Genomic DNA, 19,107 nt, shown 5'->3' with positions numbered 1-19,107 from the left:
GTCGCGACGACCACTATTTGAGGTCGCGAGTGAAGAACGCACCGATCCGGCCGGCGGCCCGCAGGCCGCCGGCCGGTTCCGGGTCAGTTCTTCGAGTAGAGCTCGACGATCAGGTGCTCGGCGACCTGGGTGTCGATCTGCTGCCGGGTCGGCAGCTGGTGGACGAGGATCCGCAGACGCTCCGGCATCACCTCGAGCCAGGCCGGGACGACGCGCTCGGAGTGCGTCTCCCGGGCGATGATGAACGGTGTCGTCTCCACCGACTTCGGCTTGACATCGATGATGTCGTGCGCCGAGACGCGGTACGACGGGATGTTCACCTTGATGCCGTTCACGGTGAAGTGACCGTGCACGACGAGCTGACGCGCCTGCCGGCGGGTCCGGGCCAGGCCGGCGCGGTACACCACGTTGTCCAGCCGGGACTCCAGGATCTGCAGCAGGTTGTCACCGGTCTTGCCGGAGCGCCGCGAGGCCTCCTCGTAGTACCGGCGGAACTGCTTCTCGAGAACGCCGTACGAGTAACGCGCCTTCTGCTTCTCGCGCAGCTGCAGCAGGTACTCGCTCTCCTTCGGGCGGCCGCGGCCGTGCATACCCGGCGGGTACGGACGACGCTCGAACGCCTTGTCGCCACCGACGAGGTCGACCCCGAGACGGCGCGACTTCTTGGTCATGGGTCCGGTGTAACGGGCCATTTTCGTGCTCCTCTCTGGGTCAGACCCGGCGCCGCTTGGGCGGGCGGCAGCCGTTGTGGGCAACAGGGGTGACGTCCTGGATGGTGCCGACCTCGAGGCCGACCGCACCCAGCGAACGGATCGCGGTCTCACGGCCGGAGCCGGGACCCTTCACGAACACGTCGATCTTGCGCATGCCGTGCTCCATCGCGCGGCGCCCGGCGGCCTCGGCGGCCATCTGCGCGGCGAACGGGGTGGACTTGCGCGAACCCTTGAAGCCGACGGTGCCCGCGGAAGCCCACGAGATGACCGCGCCGGTCGGGTCGGTGATCGTCACGATCGTGTTGTTGAACGTGCTCTTGATGTGCGCGTGGCCGGCGGCCACGTTCTTCTTCTCCTTGCGGCGCACCTTCTTCGCGCCGGCCGCGGTGCGGCTCTTGGGAGGCATAGGTCAGTTGCTCCTGGGGTGGTCGACGGTCATCCGGGTCACTTCTTCTTCTTGCCGGCGATCGCCTTGCGGCGACCCTTGCGGCTACGGGCGTTGGTCCGCGTGCGCTGACCGCGCACCGGAAGCCCGCTGCGGTGCCGGCGACCCTGGTACGACCCGATCTCGATCTTGCGGCGGATGTCCGCGGTCACCTCGCGACGGAGGTCACCTTCGATCTTGTAGTTGCCTTCGATCCAGTCCCGGAGCTTGACCAGCTCGTCGTCGCCCAGCTCGTGGACGCGCTTGTCCGGGGAGACCCCGGTGTTCTTCAGCGTTTCCTGGGCGCGCGTGCGGCCCACACCGAAGATGTACGTGAGGGCGACCTCGATGCGCTTGTCGCGCGGCAGGTCGACTCCTACGAGGCGTGCCATGTGGCGGTGTTCCTTTCGTCGGCAGAGGTGTGGTGGCGCGCTGCGTCCTTGCCCGCCTCGGTGAGTTGTGTGTTCACCGGCAAGGCCCCGGCCTCTGTTCCGGGGGCGACGCCCGGGACGGATCCCGGACGAGCATGCGCGCTGTGGTGCGAAAGTGCCGTGTTCCTGCGTGGGCTGGTCAGCCCTGCCGCTGCTTGTGCCGCGGGTTCTCGCAGATCACCATGACCCGGCCGTGCCGGCGGATCACCTTGCACTTGTCGCAGATCTTCTTGACGCTCGGATTGACCTTCATCGAGCTACTTTCTTCGACAGGTGTTGGTGGGTCTTACTTGTACCGATAGACGATGCGACCCCGGGTGAGGTCGTACGGCGACAGCTCCACGACGACCCGGTCCTCGGGGAGGATCCGGATGTAGTGCTGCCTCATCTTGCCGCTGATGTGCGCGAGCACCTTGTGCCCGTTGGACAGCTCAACACGGAACATCGCGTTCGGCAGGGCCTCGACGATGGTGCCCTCGAGTTCGATTACTCCCTCTTTTTTGGGCATGTCCTCGCACTTCTGTAGACGTGACTGGCTATGGCTACAAAGAGCCAAGGAAAAAGTGTACGCCACGCGCGGCATTGATCCCAATTGGGGCCTCAGCGGGTACTCTCCAGCTCCGCCATGTGCTCGGCACCCCAGTCGTCCAAGGGCATCAGGGCGACGTTGAGCGACAGTCCGAGCGCGGTGAGTGAGTACTCGACCTTCGGCGGCACCTGGTGGAACACTTCCCGGTGCACGATACCGCGCGACTCCAGCTCCCGCAGTTGCTGGATCAGCATCTTCTCCGTGACGCCGGGGATCTCCCGGCGCAGCTCGCCGAACCGCAGCGGGCCGTGATGCAGCGCCCACAGGATGCGCGGCTTCCACTTCCCGCCGATCACATCCGCCGCGGCGTCCAGGCCACAGGTGTACGGGCGCATACTTACCTTTCCGTCAGTACCTGACTATTTAGTGGGTACTTGTCCATCCTAAAGTGTCGGATCCAGGGTGGACCGCATGAAGACACCTGTCACCGTCCTGGGACTCGGCGCGATGGGAACCGCCCTCGCCCGGGCCTTCGCCGCCGCCGGCCACCCGACCACCGTCTGGAACCGCACCCCCGGTCGCTCCCCCGAACTCGACGTCGTCCGCGCCACCACAGCGGCCGAGGCGATCGCGGCCAGTCCGTTGGTCGTCGTCTGCCTGCTCGTCGACGACACCGTCCGCAGCACACTCGACGGCATCGACCTCACCGGCAAGACGGTCGTCAACCTCACCAACAGCACACCCGACCAGGCCCGCGGCACCGCAGAGCAGCTCACGCGCGCGGGAGCGCAGTACGTCGACGGCGGCATCATGGCGGTGCCCGCGATGATCGGCGGCCCAGGGGCGTTCATCTTCTACAGCGGCGAACCGGAGGGTTTCGACAAGCACAGCGCCGACCTGTCTGTGCTGGCACGTCCGGAGTACGTCGGCGCCGACCCCGGGCTGGCCTCCCTATACGACATCGCCTTGCTGAGCGCCATGTACGGCATGTTCGGCGGCGCTCAGCATGCACTGGCTCTCATCACCAGTCAGGACCTCGCGGCGGAGCCGTTCACCACCCGGTTCCTGGGCCCCTGGCTGACGGCAATGCTCACGAGTCTGCCCCGCATCGCCGAGGATCTCGACGACGGCCCTGCGGAGACGGCCGGTTCGAATCTCTCCATGCAGGCAGCTGCCTACGAGAACCTCATCAGCACTTCAGAAGCACACGACGTCGACCCGATGCTGCTCGCACCGATGGGCGAACTGCTGCACAGAGCCGTGGCAGCCGGCCACGGCAAAGCTGATCTGTCGGCGCTCGTCAGTCTGCTGAGGACTGCGTAGCCGCCCACTGTTCGCCCGCGCGCCAGATCTGCTCCGGCATCAGGTCCAGCAGATCACAGGCCGCGTCCAGCTGCGCGAGGGCGGTGGTCGCGTCGCGGTACGCCGGGAGGATCGCGACGAACCGCCGGCCCTCGCAGCTGAACCCGAACGCCGGTACGTCGGCCAGCGCCTCGACCGCCCGCGGGTGCAGCACGGCCAGCGCGTGATCCTCACGCCCGTTGAACAAGCGGTACTGCCCCGGCAGTCCGTCGACCGTCAACGGCAGCGGCAGGAAGCTCGCCGCCGCGACCGGCGCCAGCCCTGCGGGCAGCACCTGCAGCGGCGGCAGCGGGCGCTCCACGTGCAGATCGACGAAGTCGAAGCCGAGCTCACGGCGCCCGACCTTGTGCCGGAACCGCCCGGTCCAGAACTCCCGGCCGCGATGCCGGCCCGACGTCACGTCCGCGACCTCGGCCTTCGGGTCCGCGTCGAACGGTGGGAACGGCCAACGATCCAGCAGCTCGGCCTCGGTCGCGCTGACCCGCCAGCCGAGCTGCCCGGCGGCCTCCGCCCACGCCCGCCGGCGGCGGCCGTCGGCGATCCGCAGCGCCAGCGTGAACCCGATCAACACCAGGAACCAGGCCAGCACCATCCACCCCACCCATCGGGGCTCCAGCAGCAGCCCGGCGACCGCCAGCGGTACGGCGACGGCGAACCAGACCACGTAGACGATCGCGGCCCCCTGATGCACTTGCCACGCCAGATCCGGCCGCAGACGCGGACCGGCCAGGCGGCGGCTCATCGGGGCCGCTGTCAACGGCGCCTGCCGAGGCCGCCGAGGGCGATGATCGCCCACGGGATCAGCAGCCAGACCGGCCAGAAGTGCGGCCAGTGGCCGCCGTTGCCCAGCCCGATCACGAACCAGATCACCACGTTGATCAGCACGACGCCGGTGAAGCCGCCGATCGCCCCGCCGCGGTGCTGCGGGTGGTTGTCCTTCTTCCGCTCCGGGAAGCTGCCCGGCTCCGGCGCGGGCTTGGAGTCCTTGACCACCTCGGGCGTCTGGTAGGTCCGCACCGGCGGCAGGTCACGCACCAGCGGCTCGAGCTCGCCGTACGTCTGCACGGTGTAGAGCTGGTCGAGGCGCGACGAGAACTCGGGCTGGTCCAGCCGGCCGTCCGCGAACGCGTCCCGCAACCGGCCGGCGATCTTGTCCCGGTCGGCTTCGGTGAAACGCTGGTGCGGCTGGTACTGAGGCATGTCTCAAGTGTGCCTCAGCTCCGGTCCGCTCCGCGTCCCCCGACGGGTGGACCCCCGTGGTCCGTCAGTCGGCGAGGGCGCCGGACTTCACGCCGAGCTCGGCGAGCTTGGACTCGCCGCCGTCGATGGCGGTCAGTACCCAGGGACCTTGCGGAGTGAGAGTGAACGTGTGCTCTGTGTGTGCGGCCGACCGCCCGTCGTTGGTGACGACGGTCCAGTCGTCCTCGAGCGTGTGATTCTCCTGCTTGCCGAGCGTGAGCATCGGCTCCACGGCCAGCGCCATCCCCTCGACCAGCTTCGGCCCGCGGCCGGCGCGGCCGAAGTTCGGCACGTTCGGCGGCTGGTGCATGGCCGAGCCGATCCCGTGCCCGACGAAATCCTCGACGATCCCGTACGACGAGTTCGCCCGGACGTGGGCCTCGATCGCGGCCGAGATGTCGGACAGCCGGCCGCCGAGCCGGGCCGCGGCGAACCCGCGCCACATCGACTCCTCGCAGATCCGCGCGAGCTCCAGCAGCTCGGCGTCGACCTCGCCGACCGGCACCGTGATCGCGGCGTCGCCGTGCCAGCCGTCCACGATCGCGCCGCAGTCGATCGAGATCAGGTCGCCGTCGGCGAGCACCCGATCGCCCGGGATGCCGTGCACGATCTCGTCGTTCACCGACGCGCAGATCGAGCCGGTGAACCCGTGGTACCCCTTGAACGACGGCGTCGCGCCGGAGGACCGGATGTTGTCCTCCGCGATCGCGTCCAGCTCGCCGGTGGTGATGCCGGCCCGGACCTCACCGCGGAGCAGCTCCAGCGTGCGGCCGACCACCAGGCCGGCCTTACGCATGGCCAGGATCTGCTCGCGGGTCTTGATCTCGATCCCGCGGTCCCTAAACATCAGTGCACATCACTTACTCGGTGACGGTCTTGAGGGCCGCGAGCACGCGCTCGCTGACCTCGTCGATCTCGCCGACGCCGTCCACCTCGACGAGCAGGCCGCGCTGGGCGTACACCCGCAGCAGCGGCTTGGTCTCGGCGGTGTAGACGTCCTGCCGGTGCCGGATAACCTCTTCGGAGTCGTCCGTGCGGCCCTCGGTCTGGGCCCGCTTGAGCATCCGGCCGACCAGCACGTCGGTGTCGGCGACCAGCGCCACCACCGCGTCCAGCTTGTGCCCGTGCTCGGCGAGGATGTCGTCCAGCGTGCCGACCTGGGCCAGCGTCCGCGGGTACCCGTCGAGCAGGAAGCCGTCGCCGGCGTCGGCCTCGGACAGCCGGTCCCGCACCATCGCGTTGGTGACCTCGTCCGGGACGTAGTCGCCTGCGTCCATGTAGCGCTTCGCCTCGACACCCAGCGGCGTCTCGTCCTTCACGTTCGCACGGAAGATGTCGCCGGTGGACACGGCCGGGATATTCAGGCGTTCCGCAAGCACCTTTGCCTGCGTGCCCTTGCCCGCCCCGGGCGGACCCATCAGCAACATTCTCATCAGCGCAGGAACCCTTCGTAGTTTCGCTGCTGCAGCTGACTCTCGATCTGCTTCACGGTGTCGAGTCCGACACCGACCATGATCAGGATCGACGTACCGCCGAACGGGAAGTTCTGGCTCGCGTTCAGCAGGACGAGAGCGACCAGCGGGATCATCGAGATCACCGCGAGGTAGATCGCGCCGGGCAGCGTGATGCGGTCCAACACGTACTTCAGGTATTCCTCGGTCGGCCGACCCGCCCGGATCCCGGGGATGAAGCCGCCGTACTTCTTCATGTTGTCGGCGACCTCCTTCGGGTTGAAGGTGATCGAGACGTAGAAGTACGTGAAGAAGATGATCAGAGCGACGTAGGTCGCCATGTAGATCGGGTGGTCGCCCTTGACCAAGTTGCCCTGGATCCAGTTGGACCAGCTCTTGCCCTGCTGGAACTGACTGACCAGAACGGGGAGATACAGCAGGCTGGAGGCGAAGATGACCGGGATGACACCGGCCTGGTTCACCTTCAGCGGAATGTACGTCGACGTGCCGCCGAACATCTTCCGGCCGACCATCCGCTTCGCGTACTGGACCGGGATCCGGCGCTGGGCCTGCTCGATGAAGATGACCGCCGCCATGATGACGAGGCCGATCGCGATCACCACGACGAAGGTGGTGATGCCCTTCTGCTTGCGGATGCTCCACAGCTGGGTCGGGAAGGTCGCGACGATCTGGGTGAAGATCAGGATCGACATACCGTTACCGACACCACGGTCGGTGATCAGCTCACCGAGCCACATGATCACGCCGGTACCGGCGGTCATGGTCAGCACCATGACGGTGATCGTGAACCAGTCGTCCTTGTACAGCAGCGGCTCGCTGCAGCCCTGGAACAGCCGGCCCGGCGTCCGGGCGAGCGCCACGAAGGCGGTCGACTGCAGGATCGCCAGACCGACGGTCAGGAACCGGGTGTACTGCGTGATCTTGGCCTGACCCGCCTGGCCTTCCTTCTTCAGCGACTCCAGCCGCGGGATCACCACGGTGAGCAGCTGCAGGATGATGCTGGCGGTGATGTACGGCATGATGCCGAGCGCGAAGATCGCGAGCTGCAGCAGCGCGCCGCCGGAGAACAGGTTGATCAAGTTGTACAGGTTGGCGTTCTGGCCGCCCTGCGAGATCTTGATACACGTGTGCAGCGACTGGACGTTCACACCGGGCGCCGGAACGACCGAGCCGATCCGGAAGATCACGACGATGAAGAGCACGAACAAGATCTTCCGGCGCAGGTCCGGAGTCTTGAACGCGTTGGCAAAGGCGCCTAACACCCTGTCCTCCCACAAGTTTCCCTGGCCGCGGGCACGGCAGGGGCCTAGCTAAGCCTCTGGGCAAGAGACGAACCAGGGCTCGTCCGACCGGCGCAGGATATCAAGCACCGATCGTTACGAGCCCTGGACCTCGTGTCACACCTCGGTCGTGGTTCCCCCGGCCGCCTGGATCTTGTCCGTGGCGGACTTGGAGAACTTGTGCGCCGAGACCTGCAGTGCCACGGTCAGTTCGCCGTCACCCAGCACCTTGACCGGCTGACCGCGACGGACCGCGCCCTTGGCGACCAGGTCGGCCACGCCGACCTCGCCACCTTCGGGGAACAGTTGTCCGAGCTTGTCCAGGTTAACGACCTGGAACTCCACCCGGTTCCTGCTCTTGAAGCCCTTCAGCTTCGGAAGCCGCATGTGCAGCGGCATCTGGCCACCCTCGAAGTACTCGGGGATGTTGTTACGCGCCTTGCTGCCCTTGGTACCGCGGCCGGCGGTCTTGCCCTTGCTGCCCTCACCACGACCCACGCGGGTCTTGGCGGTCTTGGCGCCGGGCGCCGGACGCAGGTGGTGAACCTTGAGCGCCATGTCAGTCGACCTCCTCGACGGTGATGAGGTGGCGAACCGCGCGGACCATGCCGCGAACCTCGGGGCGGTCCTCGTGGACGGCGGTGTCGCCGATCCGCTTGACGCCCAGGGTGCGCAGCGTGTCGCGCTGGTTCTGCTTACCACCGATGCCCGAACGGATCTGGGTCACCTTCAGGCGTGCCATCAGGAAGCCACCTCCGCCCGCGCCTTCAGCAGGGCCGCCGGGGCGACGTCCTCGACCGGCAGACCACGGCGCGCGGCCACGGCCTCCGGGGTCTCCAGGTTCCGCAGCGCCTCGACCGTGGCGTGCACCACGTTGATCGAGTTCGAGGAACCCAGCGACTTGCTGAGGATGTCGTGAATCCCGGCGCACTCCAGGACGGCGCGCGCCGACCCACCCGCGATCACACCGGTACCGGGCGCGGCCGGGCGCAGCAGCACCACGCCGGCAGCCTTCTCGCCCTGGACCGGGTGCGGGATGGTGCCCTGGATCCGCGGCACCTTGAAGAACGCCTTCTTGGCCTCCTCGACGCCCTTGGCAATCGCCGCGGGCACCTCCTTGGCCTTCCCGTAACCCACACCGACGGTGCCTTCACCGTCGCCGACGACCACGAGGGCGGTGAAGCTGAAGCGACGACCACCCTTCACGACCTTGGCGACCCGGTTGATGGCTACCACGCGCTCGATGTAGGCGGTCTTGTCCGCCTGCTGACCACGACCCCCGTCGCGGCCACGGCGCTCACCACCGGCGCCGCCTCCGCGACGCTGCTGGCCTCCGCTCATGTCGAACTACCTTCTTCCTTGATCGCCTGTCAGAAGCCGAGCCCGCCCTCGCGGGCGGCGTCGGCCAGGGCCGCGATGCGGCCGTGGTACTTGTTCCCGGCCCGGTCGAACACGACCGAGTCGATGCCGGCTGCCTTGGCCCGGTCGGCGATCAGGCCGCCGACGGTCTTGGCCTTGTCGGTCTTGTTCGCCTCCGCGCCACGCAGGTCGGCCTCCATGGTGGAAGCCGAAACCAGCGTCTTGCCGGCCACGTCGTCGATGACCTGCGCGAACAGGTGCTTCGAGGACTTCGAGACCACCAGCCGCGGCCGCTCGGCCGTGCCGTTGATCTTCTTCCGGACCCGGATCTGCCGACGCAGCCGGGAGGACGTCTTCTTGGCGGAGTGCTTGTGCGGACGCAGTCCGATCGCCATGGTTACTTACCAGCCTTTCCGACCTTGCGGCGCACCTGCTCGCCCGCGTACCGCACACCCTTGCCCTTGTACGGCTCGGGCTTGCGCAGCTTGCGGATGTTGGCGGCGACCTCACCGACCGACTGCTTGTCGATGCCGATGACCGAGAACCGGGTCGGGGCCTCCACGTTGAAGGTGATGCCCTCGGGGGCGTCGACCGTGATCGTGTGGCTGTACCCGAGCGAGAACTCCAGCTGGGTCGGTCCCTTGGACAGGACGCGGTACCCGACGCCGACGATCTCGAGCTTCTTCTCGTAGCCGTCCGTCACGCCGGTCACCAGGTTGGCGATCAGGGTGCGGGAGAGGCCGTGCAGTTCCTTGCTCTTGCGCTGGTCGTCGGGGCGGGTCACGGCGATGGCGCCGTCCTCGTCCCGGTTGACCGCGATGGGCTCAGCGACGACGTGCGACAGCTGACCCTTCGGACCCTTCACGGTGACCGTCTGGCCGTCGATCGTGACGTCGACGCCGGACGGGACCGTGACCGGGAGCTTACCGATGCGAGACATTGAGTGGTCCTCCTTCCGGTTTCTTCGTCACCAGACGTAGGCGAGGACTTCCCCGCCAACGCCCTTGTTCTTGGCCTGACGGTCGGTCAGCAGACCCTGGGACGTCGAGATGATCGCGACGCCCAGGCCACCGAGGACCTTGGGCAGGCTGGTCGACTTCGCGTAGACCCGCAGGCCCGGCTTGCTGATCCGCCGAACACCCGCGATGGAGCGCTCCCGGCTCGGGCCGAACTTGAGGTCGACGATCAGGGTCTTGCCGACGGTGCCCTCCTTGGGCTCCTCCACCTTGTAGGAGGAGATGTAGCCCTCCTGCTGGAGGATGTCGGCGATGCCCTGCTTGATCTTGCTGTACGGCATCGAGGTCGACTCGTGGTACGCCTGGTTGGCGTTGCGCAGACGCGTCAGCATGTCTGCGATCGGGTCGGTCATCGTCATGGCCTGGGGCCTCTTTCCCGCCGTGGTTTCGCCGTTCGGCGACCTACGGTGACTAGATGGTGGTGAATGGGGAGAAGTTCTGGGGTGGAGACGGTCACCAGCTGGACTTGGTCACGCCGGGCAGCTCGCCCCGGTGCGCCATCTCCCGCAGGCAGATCCGGCACAGGCCGAACTTGCGGAAGACCGCCTTCGGCCGGCCGCAGCGCTGGCAGCGCGTGTAGCCACGCACCGCGAACTTCGGCTTCCGGGCCTGCTTGACCTTGAGTGCTGTCTTCGCCACGTCAGTTCTCCTTGAACGGGAAGCCGAGCGCCCGCAGCAGGGCCCGACCCTCGTCGTCGTTCTTCGCGGTGGTCACCACGGTGATGTCCATGCCCCGGACGCGGTCGATCCGGTCCTGGTTGATCTCGTGGAACATCACCTGCTCGGTCAGACCGAAGGTGTAGTTCCCGGTGCCGTCGAACTGCTTCGGGGACAGACCGCGGAAGTCGCGGATCCGGGGCAGCGCGAGCGCCAGCAGCCGGTCCAGGAACTCCCACATCCGGTCGCCGCGCAGCGTCACGTGCGCGCCGATCGGCATCCCCTCACGCAGCTTGAACTGCGCGATCGACTTACGGGCCTTGGTGACCTGCGGCTTCTGGCCGGTGATCGCGGCCAGGTCCTTCACCGCGCCCTCGATCAGCTTCGAGTCGCGAGCCGCCTCGCCGACGCCCATGTTCACCACGATCTTGGTGAGCCCGGGCACCTGCATGACGTTCTCGAACTGGAACTGCTCGTGCAGCTTGCCGACGATCTCCTCGCGGTACTTCGTCTTCAGCCGCGGCTGGACCTTGTTCTCGGTAACTGCGGTGCTCATCAGATCTCCTCGCCGGTACGCCGGGCGATCCGGACGCTCCGGTAACCGGTGTACGTCGAACCGTCGGGACGGCGCTTCTGCACCTCGACGCGGTTGTAGCCGACGCGGGTGGTCACCTTCTGCTTCTTGCCGTCCTTCTCGACCTCGACCAGAAGGGCGACGTTCGAGACGTGGATCGGGGCTTCCTGGGTGACGATGCCACCGGTGGTGCCGCCGCGCTGGGCCTGCTGCACCTTGGTGTGCTTCTTCACCCGGTTGACGCCCTCGACGATGACCTTCTCGTCGTTCGGGAAGACCTGGATGATCTTGCCCTCGAGGCCCTTCGAGCGACCCGAGATCACCCGGACCTGGTCACCCTTCTTCACGTGCAGCTTCTTCTGGGCAGCCATCTCAGAGCACCTCCGGCGCGAGCGAGATGATCTTCATGAAGCGCTTCTCGCGCAGCTCCCGGCCGACCGGCCCGAAGATACGGGTGCCGCGCGGCTCGCCGTCGGCCTTCAGGATCACCGCGGCGTTCTCGTCGAAGCGGATGTAGGAGCCGTCCGGACGCCGGCGCTCCTTCACGGTCCGCACGACGACCGCCTTGACGACGTCACCCTTCTTCACACCACCGCCGGGGATCGCGTCCTTGACGGTGGCGACGATCGTGTCACCGACACCGGCGTAGCGCCGACCGGAGCCACCGAGAACGCGGATGCAAAGGATCTCCTTCGCGCCCGTGTTGTCGGCGACCTTCAGTCGCGACTCCTGCTGGATCATCTGTTGATCTCCTGGTTGTCTCGCTGGTTCTCAGCTGGGCCGAGCCTTGCGGAACGAATAATTTCGAATGGTTGCCGGCCGCAGCCGGGAACTACTTGGCCTTCTCGAGGATCTCGACGACGCGCCAGCGCTTGGTCGCCGACAGCGGCCGGGTCTCCATCAGGAGGACGCGGTCGCCGATCCCGGCGGCGTTCTGCTCGTCGTGCGCCTTGAGCTTGCTGGTGCGCCGGATGACCTTGCCGTACAGGTGGTGCTTCACCCGGTCCTCGACCTCGACCACGACGGTCTTGTCCATCTTGTCGCTCAGCACCAGGCCCTCACGGGTCTTCCGGCGGCCTCGCGCCTCGGCGGTCGTGCTCACGGTCTCGTCCTTCACGTTTTCGGTCATGCGTTGGCCTTCTCACTGTCGTCCGCAGTCTCTTCGGCGGCAGCCTCGGCCTCGACCGGGGCGTCGACCTCCTCGGTGATACCGAGCGCACGCTCGGACAACACCGTGTAGATGCGGGCGATGTCCTTGCGGACGGCGCGCAGCCGGCCGTGGGACTCCAGCTGGCCCGTGGCAGCCTGGAACCGGAGGTTGAACAGCTCCTCCTTGGCTTCACCGAGCTTCGTCAGCAACTCGTCCCGGCCCAGGTTCCGCAGCTCGGCGGCGGTCAGGGTAGCCATCAGTTCTCACCTGCCTCTCGGGTGATGAAGCGGCACTTCATCGGCAACTTGTGGATCGCGCGGCGCATCGCCTCGCGAGCGATGTCCTCCGGAACACCGGAGAGCTCGAACAGCACGCGGCCGGCCTTCACGTTGGCGATCCACCACTCCGGCGAACCCTTACCGGAACCCATCCGGGTTTCGGCCGGCTTCTTGGTCAGCGGACGGTCCGGGTAGATGTTGATCCACACCTTGCCGCCACGCTTGATGTGCCGGGTCATCGCGATACGCGCGGCCTCGATCTGCCGGTTGGTGATGTAGTGGCTCTCCAGCGCCTGGATGCCGAAGTCACCGAAGGCCAGCGTCGTACCGCCCTTGGCCGCGCCGGAGCGCTTCGGGTGGTGCTGCTTGCGGTGCTTGACCTTGCGGGGGATGAGCATCGGTCAGCTCTCCGTTCCGGTCGTCTCGGCGGGCTTGTCGGCCGCCGGCGCCTCCGCTGCCGGAGCAGCGGCGTTGTCGTTGCGGCGGTTGTCCCGGCGGTCGTCGCGACGGCCACCGCGGTCACCACGCTCGCCGCCACGGCCACCGCGGTCGTCCCGGCGAGCCGGCCGACGCTGCTGGGTGGCGGCCCGGGCCGCAGCCTGCGCCTCGCGCTCGGCGCGGGAGCCGGCGACGTCGCCCTTGTAGATCCAGACCTTCACGCCGATCCGGCCGAAGGTCGTCCGGGCCTCGTAGAAGCCGTAGTCGATGTCGGCCCGCAGCGTGTGCAGCGGGACGCGGCCCTCGCGGTAGAACTCCGACCGCGACATCTCCGCGCCACCGAGCCGGCCGGAGCACTGGATCCGGATGCCCAGGGCGCCGCCACGCATGGTGGTCTGCATCGCCTTGCGCATCGCGCGGCGGAACGCCACGCGGCCGGACAGCTGCTCGGCCACGCCCTGCGCGACCAGCTGGGCGTCGACCTCGGAGTTCTTCACCTCGAGGATGTTGAGCTGCACCTGCTTGCCGGTGAGCTCCTCCAGGCCGCCCCGGATCCGGTCCGCCTCGGCGCCGCGGCGACCGATGACGATGCCCGGACGAGCGGTGTGGATGTCGACCCGAACCCGGTCACGGGTGCGCTCGATCTCCACGCGGGAGATGCCGGCGCGCTCCATGCCCTTGCTCAGCAGGCGACGGATCTTGACGTCCTCGCCCACGTAGTCCTTGTACAGCTTGTCGGCGTACCAACGGCTCTTGTGGTCGGTGCTGATGCCGAGACGGAACCCGTGCGGGTTTACCTTCTGTCCCACGTCAGGACTCCTTCTTCTCAGCGGTGGCCTTCTTGGCGGCCGTCTTCTTCGCGGTCGCCTTCTTGGCCGGCTTGTCGGAGGCGGCCTCGGCCGGCTTGTCGGCGGCCTTCTTGGTCGCCTTCTTCGCCGGAGCCTTCTTGGCCGTGTCCGCCGGGTCAGCGGTCTTCTTGGCGGCGGCCTTCTTGGCCGGCGCCTTCGGAGCCGCCTCCTCGGTGACCCGCGGCTCGACCACGACGGTGATGTGGCTGGTCCGCTTGTCGATCCGGGTGGCCCGGCCCTGGGCGCGCGGGCGGTGACGCTTCAGCGTCGGTCCCTCGTCGACCAGGATCTTGGACACGATCAGATCGGCCCGGCTCAGGTGCTCGGTGCCCTCGGCGTTCGCCGCGGCGCTGTCGACGACCTTGTACACGGTCGCGGCAGCGGCCTGCGGGGCGAACTTCAGAGTGGCGAGTGCGTCGTCGACGCCGGCACCGCGCACCAGATCGGCCACGCGGCGCGCCTTCATCGGCGTCACGCGGACGAAGCGCGCGACCGCGAAGGCCCCGGGCTGCTCGCCCAGCAGGCTCTCGCGACGGGCGCTGATCGCCCTACGCTCTTGAACGCTCATGATGTTCGAATCTCTCCGTAGGTTGCTTTCGCTTCGTCACTGATCCCCCGGGGGTCAGCGACGCCGTGACTTCCGGTCGTCCTTCTCGTGACCCTTGAACGTCCGGGTCGGGGCGAACTCGCCGAGCTTGTGCCCGACCATCGAGTCCGTCACGAACACCGGCACGTGCTTGCGGCCGTCGTGCACCGCAATCGTGTGGCCGATCATGTCCGGCACGATCATCGATCGGCGGGACCAGGTCTTGATGACGTTCTTGGTGCCCTTCTCGTTCTGCACCTCCACCTTCTTGGCCAGGTGGTGGTCGACGAACGGGCCCTTCTTCAGGCTGCGTGGCATTTGGCCGGCTCCCTATCAGCGCTTCTTGCCGGCCTTGCGGCGCCGGACGATCATGCGGTCGCTTTCCTTGCGGGTGCGGGTCCGGCCTTCCGGCTGACCCCACGGGGACACCGGGTGGCGACCACCCGAGGTCTTACCCTCACCACCACCGTGCGGGTGGTCGACCGGGTTCATCGCGACACCGCGGACGGTCGGGCGCTTGCCCTTCCAGCGCATCCGGCCCGCCTTGCCCCAGTTGATGTTCGACTGCTCGCCGTTGCCGACCTCACCGAGGGTGGCGCGGCAGCGCACGTCGACCATCCGGACCTCGCCGGACGGCATCCGCAGGGTGGCCATCCGGCCTTCCTTCGCGACCAGCTGAATGCTGGCGCCGGCCGAGCGGCCCATCTTCGCGCCGCCGCCGGGACGCAGCTCGACGGCGTGCACCGTGGAGCCGACCGGGATGTTGCGCAGCGGCAGGTTGTTGCCGATCTTGATGTCCGCGGCCGGGCCGTTCTCGACGATCGTGCCCTGACGCAGGTTGGACGGGGCGAGGATGTAGCGCTTCTCGCCGTCCACGTAGTGCAGCAGCGCGATCCGGGCAGTCCGGTTCGGGTCGTACTCGATGTGCGCGACCTTGGCCGGCACGCCGTCCTTGTCGTACCGCTTGAAGTCGATCAGCCGGTACGCCCGCTTGTGGCCGCCACCGTGGTGCCGGGTGGTGATCTTGCCGGAGTTGTTCCGGCCGCCCTTCTTCGGCAGCGGACGCAGCAGCGACTTCTCGGGGGTCGAACGGGTGAGCTCGACGAAGTCGGCCACGCTCGAGCCACGGCGGCCCGGCGTCGTCGGCTTGTACTTGCGGATTCCCATTACGACTGGCCTCCGAAGATATCGATGCGGTCGTCACCCTTGAGGGTCACGATCGCCCGCTTGGTGTCGGGGCGCTTACCGAAACCGGACCGGGTCCGGCGGCGCTTGCCCTTGCGGTTCAGGGTGTTGACGTCGCTGACCTTGACCTTGAAGACCTTCTCGACCGCGAGCTTGATCTCGGTCTTGTTGGCGTTCGGGGCGACCTCGAACGTGTACTTCTGCTCGTCCAGCAGGCCGTAGCTCTTCTCGCTCACGACCGGCCGGAGCAGCACGTCGCGGGGGTCCTTGTTGACTCCGTGGCTCATGCTTCTACCTCCTCGGCCTCAGTCGACGTGGCGACGGCCTTGACGGACTTGCCCTTGGGGGCGCCGGCCACGAAGGTGTCCAGGGCTCCCTTGGTGAACACGACCGCGTCGCTGACCAGAACGTCGTACGCGTTCAGCTGGTCGGCGGCGATCAGGTGCACGTGCTGCACGTTGCGCAGGCTCAGCCAGGTGAGCTCGTCGGCACGCTCGACCACGACCAGGAGCTTGCCCGGCTCGGCGGTCTCGGCCAGCACGTTCAGCGCGGCCTTGGTGGACGGCTTCTCGCCGTCGACGAACTTCTCCACGACGTGCACGCGGCCGTCGCGGGCCCGGTCCGACAGCGCACCGCGGAGCGCGGCGGCGATCATCTTCTTCGGGGTCCGCTGGCTGTAGTCACGCGGCACCGGGCCGTGGACGACGCCACCGCCGGTGAACTGCGGCGCACGGGTCGAACCCTGCCGGGCGCGACCGGTGCCCTTCTGGCGGTACGGCTTGGCGCCACCGCCGGACACCTCGCCCCGGGTCTTCGCCTTGTGCGTGCCCTGACGGGCCGCGGCCAGCTGGGCCACCACGACCTGGTGGATCAGCGGCACGTTGACCTGGACGTCGAACAGCTCGGCCGGAAGCTCGGCGGAGCCCTTCTTGCTGACCTTGTCGCCCTTCACGACGACGACGTCGACGGTGCTCACTTCGCAGCTCCCTTCGCGGCGTTGCGGATCAGCACGAGGCCGCCCTTGGGGCCGGGAACGGCGCCCTTGAGCAGGATCAGGCCGCGCTCGACGTCGACCGCGTGGACCGACACGTTCTGCGTGGTGACCTGCTCGGCGCCCATCCGGCCCGCCATCCGCAGGCCCTTGAAGACCCGGCCCGGGGTGGCGCAACCGCCGATGGAACCCGGCGAGCGGTGCTTCTTGTGCACACCGTGGGTGGCGCGCAGACCGTGGAAGCCGTGCCGCTTCATCACACCGGCGAAGCCCTTGCCCTTGCTGGTCGCGGAAACGTCGACCCGCTCGCCGGCCTCGAAGGCCTCGGCCTTGATCTCCTGGCCCAGCGTGTACTCGCTGGCGTCGGCGGTGCGCAGCTCCAGCAGGTGGCGCCGCGGCGTCACGCCGGCCTTGTCGAAGTGACCGCGCATCGGCTTGGTGACCTTGCGCGGGTCGATGTCGCCGAAGGCGATCTGGACGCCGTCGTACCCGTGGCTGGCCGAGGTACGCACCTCGGTCACGACGCACGGGCCGGCCTGGACCACGGTGACGGGGACGACGCGGTTGTTCTCGTCCCAGGTCTGGGTCATGCCGAGCTTGGTGCCCAGCAGACCGCGCGTGTTCTTTAGCTTGCTCATTGGTTGTTCGTGTCCCTCAGAGCTTGATCTCGATGTCGACACCGGCCGGCAGGTCGAGACGCATCAGCGAGTCGACGGTCTTCGGCGTGGGGTCGATGATGTCGATGAGCCGCTTGTGGGTGCGCATCTCGAAGTGCTCGCGGCTGTCCTTGTACTTGTGCGGCGAGCGGATGACGCAGAACACGTTCTTTTCCGTCGGCAACGGCACCGGGCCAGCAACCTTCGCACCAGTACGCGTCACCGTGTCGACAATCTTGCGTGCCGAGCTGTCGATGACCTCGTGGTCGTAGGCCTTCAGCCGGATGCGGATCTTCTGTCCCGCCATCGCTTCGCTTCGTCCTTCTCTATCGTCTTCGCCTTCGTCGCTCCGACCCCCGCGGTCGGGTGTGTCGCGCTCGCAGCACGCGCGTGACTCACCGCTTCTTCGACCCTGGGAGGAGATCGGGGCCCGGTCTCGGACCGGAACCTCGGCATGGTCTCCGGTCCGGCGCACCAGCCCGATCAAGAAGATCTGGGGCGCGCCCCGGCGGCCTCGCCTGAGCAACCTGAATATTGTGCCAGAGATCGGCGCCGGAACGCCAATCGGGTGGCTTCACGCCTGATCCGGTACCACCTGAGCGCCGGATCAGGCGCAAAGCAGAGGTCCGCGGGGGCTCAGATTCGAGCCCTCGCGGACCTCATGAGATCACTTGACGATCTTGGTGACCCGGCCGGCGCCGACGGTGCGGCCACCTTCACGGATCGCGAACTTCAGACCGTCCTCCATGGCGATCGGCTGGATCAGCTCGACCGTCATGTCGGTGTTGTCGCCCGGCATGACCATCTCGGTGCCCTCGGGCAGCGTGACGACACCGGTGACGTCGGTGGTGCGGAAGTAGAACTGCGGGCGGTAGTTCTGGAAGAACGGCGTGTGACGGCCGCCCTCCTCCTTCGACAGGATGTAGACCGACGCCTCGAAGTTCGTGTGCGGGGTCGTGGTGCCCGGCTTGATGACGACCATGCCGCGCTCGACGTCCTCGCGCTTGGTGCCACGAAGCAGCAGACCGACGTTCTCACCGGCCTGGCCCTCGTCGAGCAGCTTGCGGAACATCTCGATACCGGTGACCGTGGTGGTCTGCTTCTCCGGACGGATGCCGACGATGTCGACGGTCTCGTTGACCTTGATGACACCGCGCTCGATCCGGCCGGTGATGACCGTGCCGCGACCCGTGATGGTGAAGACGTCCTCCACCGGCATCAGGAACGGCTTGTCGATCTCGCGCTCCGGCTGCGGGATGTACTCGTCGACCGCGTTCATCAGCTCGATGATCGACTCGCCCCACTTGGCGTCGCCCTGCAGCGCCGGGTGCGCGGCAACCCGCACGATCGGCGCGTTGTCGCCGTCGAACTCCTGCTCCGAGAGCAGCTCGCGGACCTCGAGCTCGACGAGCTCCAGGATCTCCTCGTCGTCGACCATGTCGCACTTGTTCAGGGCGACGACCATCGCCGGCACGCCGACCTGACGGGCGAGCAGCACGTGCTCACGCGTCTGCGGCATCGGGCCGTCGGTGGCGGCGACGACCAGGATCGCGCCGTCCATCTGAGCCGCACCGGTGATCATGTTCTTGATGTAGTCCGCGTGCCCCGGGCAGTCGACGTGGGCGTAGTGCCGGGCCTCGGTCTGGTACTCGACGTGCGCGATCGAGATGGTGATACCGCGCTGGCGCTCTTCCGGCGCCTTGTCGATCTGATCGAACGCCGACGCCTCGTTCAGGTCCGGGTACTTGTCGTGCAGCACCTTGGTGATCGCCGCGGTAAGAGTGGTCTTACCGTGGTCGATGTGACCGATGGTGCCGATGTTGACGTGCGGCTTAGTCCGCTCGAACTTCGCCTTCGCCACTGGGGCCCTCCTAGATAAATTGACTACGCCGTACGCCGACGCGCTTGGGGTGTGGTGG

At 67.4% G+C, this 19,107-nt stretch carries 33 protein-coding genes and 1 pseudogene; 1 reads left to right on the top strand and 33 read right to left on the bottom strand.

The genetic code is table 11. The annotated features are described in order from the left end of the window. Window positions 1-83 precede the first annotated feature (83 nt). From rpsD to ABZX12_RS33595, 6 genes are all read right to left on the bottom strand, one after another. Window positions 84-692, bottom strand: coding sequence for a 30S ribosomal protein S4 (rpsD, locus tag ABZX12_RS33620; protein WP_355699463.1), 609 nt, complete (start codon window positions 690-692; stop codon window positions 84-86). A 19-nt stretch (window positions 693-711) separates the two neighbouring features. Continuing rightward, window positions 712-1,119 (bottom strand): 30S ribosomal protein S11, encoded by a 408-nt coding sequence (gene rpsK, locus ABZX12_RS33615; RefSeq protein WP_131286332.1) that lies wholly within the window; start codon window positions 1,117-1,119, stop codon window positions 712-714. A 38-nt stretch (window positions 1,120-1,157) separates the two neighbouring features. Beyond that, window positions 1,158-1,529, bottom strand: a complete 372-nt coding sequence (gene rpsM / locus ABZX12_RS33610) for a 30S ribosomal protein S13 (RefSeq protein WP_141854777.1) — start codon at window positions 1,527-1,529, stop codon at window positions 1,158-1,160. Between the two features lie 178 nt (window positions 1,530-1,707). Then, window positions 1,708-1,821 carry a 50S ribosomal protein L36 gene (rpmJ, locus tag ABZX12_RS33605; protein ID WP_008361054.1) on the bottom strand — a complete coding sequence of 38 codons (114 nt, stop codon included), beginning with the start codon at window positions 1,819-1,821 and terminating at the stop codon, window positions 1,708-1,710. 33 nt (window positions 1,822-1,854) lie between these two features. Beyond that, complete coding sequence (gene infA / locus ABZX12_RS33600; RefSeq protein WP_012923661.1) at window positions 1,855-2,076, bottom strand: translation initiation factor IF-1; 222 nt, start codon at window positions 2,074-2,076, stop codon at window positions 1,855-1,857. A gap of 92 nt (window positions 2,077-2,168) precedes the next feature. Next, window positions 2,169-2,492: a helix-turn-helix domain-containing protein gene (locus ABZX12_RS33595; RefSeq protein ID WP_355699462.1), complete on the bottom strand. Its 324-nt coding sequence runs from the start codon at window positions 2,490-2,492 to the stop codon at window positions 2,169-2,171. 76 nt (window positions 2,493-2,568) lie between these two features. Between ABZX12_RS33595 and ABZX12_RS33590 the strand changes: the two genes are divergently transcribed. Next, window positions 2,569-3,420 (top strand): NAD(P)-binding domain-containing protein, encoded by an 852-nt coding sequence (locus ABZX12_RS33590; RefSeq protein WP_355699461.1) that lies wholly within the window; start codon window positions 2,569-2,571, stop codon window positions 3,418-3,420. On the opposite strand, the gene ABZX12_RS33585 is transcribed toward ABZX12_RS33590, so the two are convergent. The 27 genes and pseudogenes from ABZX12_RS33585 to tuf form a co-directional block, all read right to left on the bottom strand. Then, window positions 3,398-4,201 carry a hypothetical protein gene (locus ABZX12_RS33585; protein WP_355699460.1) on the bottom strand — a complete coding sequence of 268 codons (804 nt, stop codon included), beginning with the start codon at window positions 4,199-4,201 and terminating at the stop codon, window positions 3,398-3,400. The two genes, ABZX12_RS33590 and ABZX12_RS33585, sit on opposite strands and share 23 nt — an antisense overlap. An 11-nt stretch (window positions 4,202-4,212) precedes the next feature. Then, a complete protein-coding gene (locus ABZX12_RS33580; protein ID WP_355699459.1) occupies window positions 4,213-4,659 on the bottom strand; it encodes a DUF1707 domain-containing protein in 447 nt (148 codons plus the stop codon). Window positions 4,660-4,723: 64 nt separating this feature from the next. Then, window positions 4,724-5,548, bottom strand: coding sequence for a type I methionyl aminopeptidase (gene map / locus ABZX12_RS33575; RefSeq protein ID WP_355699647.1), 825 nt, complete (start codon window positions 5,546-5,548; stop codon window positions 4,724-4,726). A 10-nt stretch (window positions 5,549-5,558) separates the two neighbouring features. Next, entirely contained in the window at window positions 5,559-6,131 is a 573-nt protein-coding gene (locus ABZX12_RS33570; RefSeq protein ID WP_355699458.1) for an adenylate kinase, read from the bottom strand. Further along, window positions 6,131-7,432 (bottom strand): preprotein translocase subunit SecY, encoded by a 1,302-nt coding sequence (secY, locus tag ABZX12_RS33565; protein ID WP_355482576.1) that lies wholly within the window; start codon window positions 7,430-7,432, stop codon window positions 6,131-6,133. The genes ABZX12_RS33570 and secY overlap by 1 nt, the downstream gene beginning before the upstream one ends. A gap of 135 nt (window positions 7,433-7,567) precedes the next feature. Further along, window positions 7,568-8,008, bottom strand: a complete 441-nt coding sequence (gene rplO, locus ABZX12_RS33560; RefSeq protein ID WP_167205895.1) for a 50S ribosomal protein L15 — start codon at window positions 8,006-8,008, stop codon at window positions 7,568-7,570. A gap of 1 nt (window position 8,009) precedes the next feature. Then, on the bottom strand, window positions 8,010-8,192 hold the full coding sequence (gene rpmD / locus ABZX12_RS33555) for a 50S ribosomal protein L30 (RefSeq protein ID WP_355699457.1): 183 nt from the start codon (window positions 8,190-8,192) through the stop codon (window positions 8,010-8,012). Continuing rightward, a complete protein-coding gene (gene rpsE, locus ABZX12_RS33550) occupies window positions 8,192-8,791 on the bottom strand; it encodes a 30S ribosomal protein S5 (RefSeq protein ID WP_355699456.1) in 600 nt (199 codons plus the stop codon). Before rpsE ends, rpmD begins: the two co-directional genes overlap by 1 nt. A 29-nt stretch (window positions 8,792-8,820) precedes the next feature. Next, window positions 8,821-9,204 carry a 50S ribosomal protein L18 gene (rplR, locus tag ABZX12_RS33545; protein WP_133789404.1) on the bottom strand — a complete coding sequence of 128 codons (384 nt, stop codon included), beginning with the start codon at window positions 9,202-9,204 and terminating at the stop codon, window positions 8,821-8,823. Window positions 9,205-9,206: 2 nt separating this feature from the next. Continuing rightward, entirely contained in the window at window positions 9,207-9,749 is a 543-nt protein-coding gene (gene rplF / locus ABZX12_RS33540) for a 50S ribosomal protein L6 (protein ID WP_134107191.1), read from the bottom strand. 27 nt (window positions 9,750-9,776) lie between these two features. Continuing rightward, window positions 9,777-10,184, bottom strand: coding sequence for a 30S ribosomal protein S8 (gene rpsH / locus ABZX12_RS33535; RefSeq protein ID WP_131286345.1), 408 nt, complete (start codon window positions 10,182-10,184; stop codon window positions 9,777-9,779). A 94-nt stretch (window positions 10,185-10,278) separates the two neighbouring features. After that, entirely contained in the window at window positions 10,279-10,464 is a 186-nt protein-coding gene (locus tag ABZX12_RS33530; RefSeq protein ID WP_012923674.1) for a type Z 30S ribosomal protein S14, read from the bottom strand. Between the two features lies 1 nt (window position 10,465). Further along, window positions 10,466-11,038 carry a 50S ribosomal protein L5 gene (gene rplE, locus ABZX12_RS33525; RefSeq protein WP_355699455.1) on the bottom strand — a complete coding sequence of 191 codons (573 nt, stop codon included), beginning with the start codon at window positions 11,036-11,038 and terminating at the stop codon, window positions 10,466-10,468. Then, window positions 11,038-11,427, bottom strand: a complete 390-nt coding sequence (rplX, locus tag ABZX12_RS33520) for a 50S ribosomal protein L24 (RefSeq protein WP_355699454.1) — start codon at window positions 11,425-11,427, stop codon at window positions 11,038-11,040. Before rplX ends, rplE begins: the two co-directional genes overlap by 1 nt. Window position 11,428: 1 nt before the next feature. Beyond that, complete coding sequence (rplN, locus tag ABZX12_RS33515; RefSeq protein WP_012923677.1) at window positions 11,429-11,797, bottom strand: 50S ribosomal protein L14; 369 nt, start codon at window positions 11,795-11,797, stop codon at window positions 11,429-11,431. Window positions 11,798-11,888: 91 nt separating this feature from the next. After that, a complete protein-coding gene (gene rpsQ, locus ABZX12_RS33510) occupies window positions 11,889-12,185 on the bottom strand; it encodes a 30S ribosomal protein S17 (protein WP_141854802.1) in 297 nt (98 codons plus the stop codon). Next, a complete protein-coding gene (gene rpmC / locus ABZX12_RS33505) occupies window positions 12,182-12,463 on the bottom strand; it encodes a 50S ribosomal protein L29 (protein ID WP_355699453.1) in 282 nt (93 codons plus the stop codon). The genes rpsQ and rpmC overlap by 4 nt, the downstream gene beginning before the upstream one ends. After that, window positions 12,463-12,882, bottom strand: coding sequence for a 50S ribosomal protein L16 (gene rplP / locus ABZX12_RS33500; RefSeq protein WP_355699452.1), 420 nt, complete (start codon window positions 12,880-12,882; stop codon window positions 12,463-12,465). The genes rpmC and rplP overlap by 1 nt, the downstream gene beginning before the upstream one ends. Before the next feature lie 3 nt (window positions 12,883-12,885). Beyond that, on the bottom strand, window positions 12,886-13,731 hold the full coding sequence (gene rpsC, locus ABZX12_RS33495; RefSeq protein ID WP_355699451.1) for a 30S ribosomal protein S3: 846 nt from the start codon (window positions 13,729-13,731) through the stop codon (window positions 12,886-12,888). Window positions 13,732-13,900: 169 nt separating this feature from the next. Continuing rightward, a pseudogene (rplV, locus tag ABZX12_RS33490) lies at window positions 13,901-14,338 on the bottom strand (50S ribosomal protein L22); the annotation flags it as partial. A gap of 54 nt (window positions 14,339-14,392) precedes the next feature. Then, window positions 14,393-14,674, bottom strand: coding sequence for a 30S ribosomal protein S19 (gene rpsS, locus ABZX12_RS33485; protein WP_130384641.1), 282 nt, complete (start codon window positions 14,672-14,674; stop codon window positions 14,393-14,395). A gap of 15 nt (window positions 14,675-14,689) precedes the next feature. Beyond that, entirely contained in the window at window positions 14,690-15,523 is an 834-nt protein-coding gene (rplB, locus tag ABZX12_RS33480; RefSeq protein WP_355482555.1) for a 50S ribosomal protein L2, read from the bottom strand. Continuing rightward, window positions 15,523-15,828 (bottom strand): 50S ribosomal protein L23, encoded by a 306-nt coding sequence (rplW, locus tag ABZX12_RS33475; RefSeq protein ID WP_355699450.1) that lies wholly within the window; start codon window positions 15,826-15,828, stop codon window positions 15,523-15,525. The genes rplB and rplW overlap by 1 nt, the downstream gene beginning before the upstream one ends. After that, window positions 15,825-16,517 carry a 50S ribosomal protein L4 gene (rplD, locus tag ABZX12_RS33470; RefSeq protein ID WP_355699449.1) on the bottom strand — a complete coding sequence of 231 codons (693 nt, stop codon included), beginning with the start codon at window positions 16,515-16,517 and terminating at the stop codon, window positions 15,825-15,827. The genes rplW and rplD overlap by 4 nt, the downstream gene beginning before the upstream one ends. Further along, window positions 16,514-17,170, bottom strand: a complete 657-nt coding sequence (gene rplC / locus ABZX12_RS33465) for a 50S ribosomal protein L3 (protein WP_355699448.1) — start codon at window positions 17,168-17,170, stop codon at window positions 16,514-16,516. Before rplC ends, rplD begins: the two co-directional genes overlap by 4 nt. Window positions 17,171-17,186: 16 nt before the next feature. Continuing rightward, window positions 17,187-17,495: a 30S ribosomal protein S10 gene (gene rpsJ, locus ABZX12_RS33460; RefSeq protein WP_012923688.1), complete on the bottom strand. Its 309-nt coding sequence runs from the start codon at window positions 17,493-17,495 to the stop codon at window positions 17,187-17,189. Window positions 17,496-17,855: 360 nt separating this feature from the next. Beyond that, window positions 17,856-19,049: an elongation factor Tu gene (tuf, locus tag ABZX12_RS33455; protein ID WP_355482549.1), complete on the bottom strand. Its 1,194-nt coding sequence runs from the start codon at window positions 19,047-19,049 to the stop codon at window positions 17,856-17,858. Window positions 19,050-19,107 lie beyond the last annotated feature (58 nt).

This window comes from Kribbella sp. NPDC003505 (assembly GCF_040610875.1).
GTDB lineage: Bacteria > Actinomycetota > Actinomycetes > Propionibacteriales > Kribbellaceae > Kribbella.
Note: the sequence above shows the minus strand (reverse complement) of the source record. Positions and strands in the feature narration are given on the sequence as shown.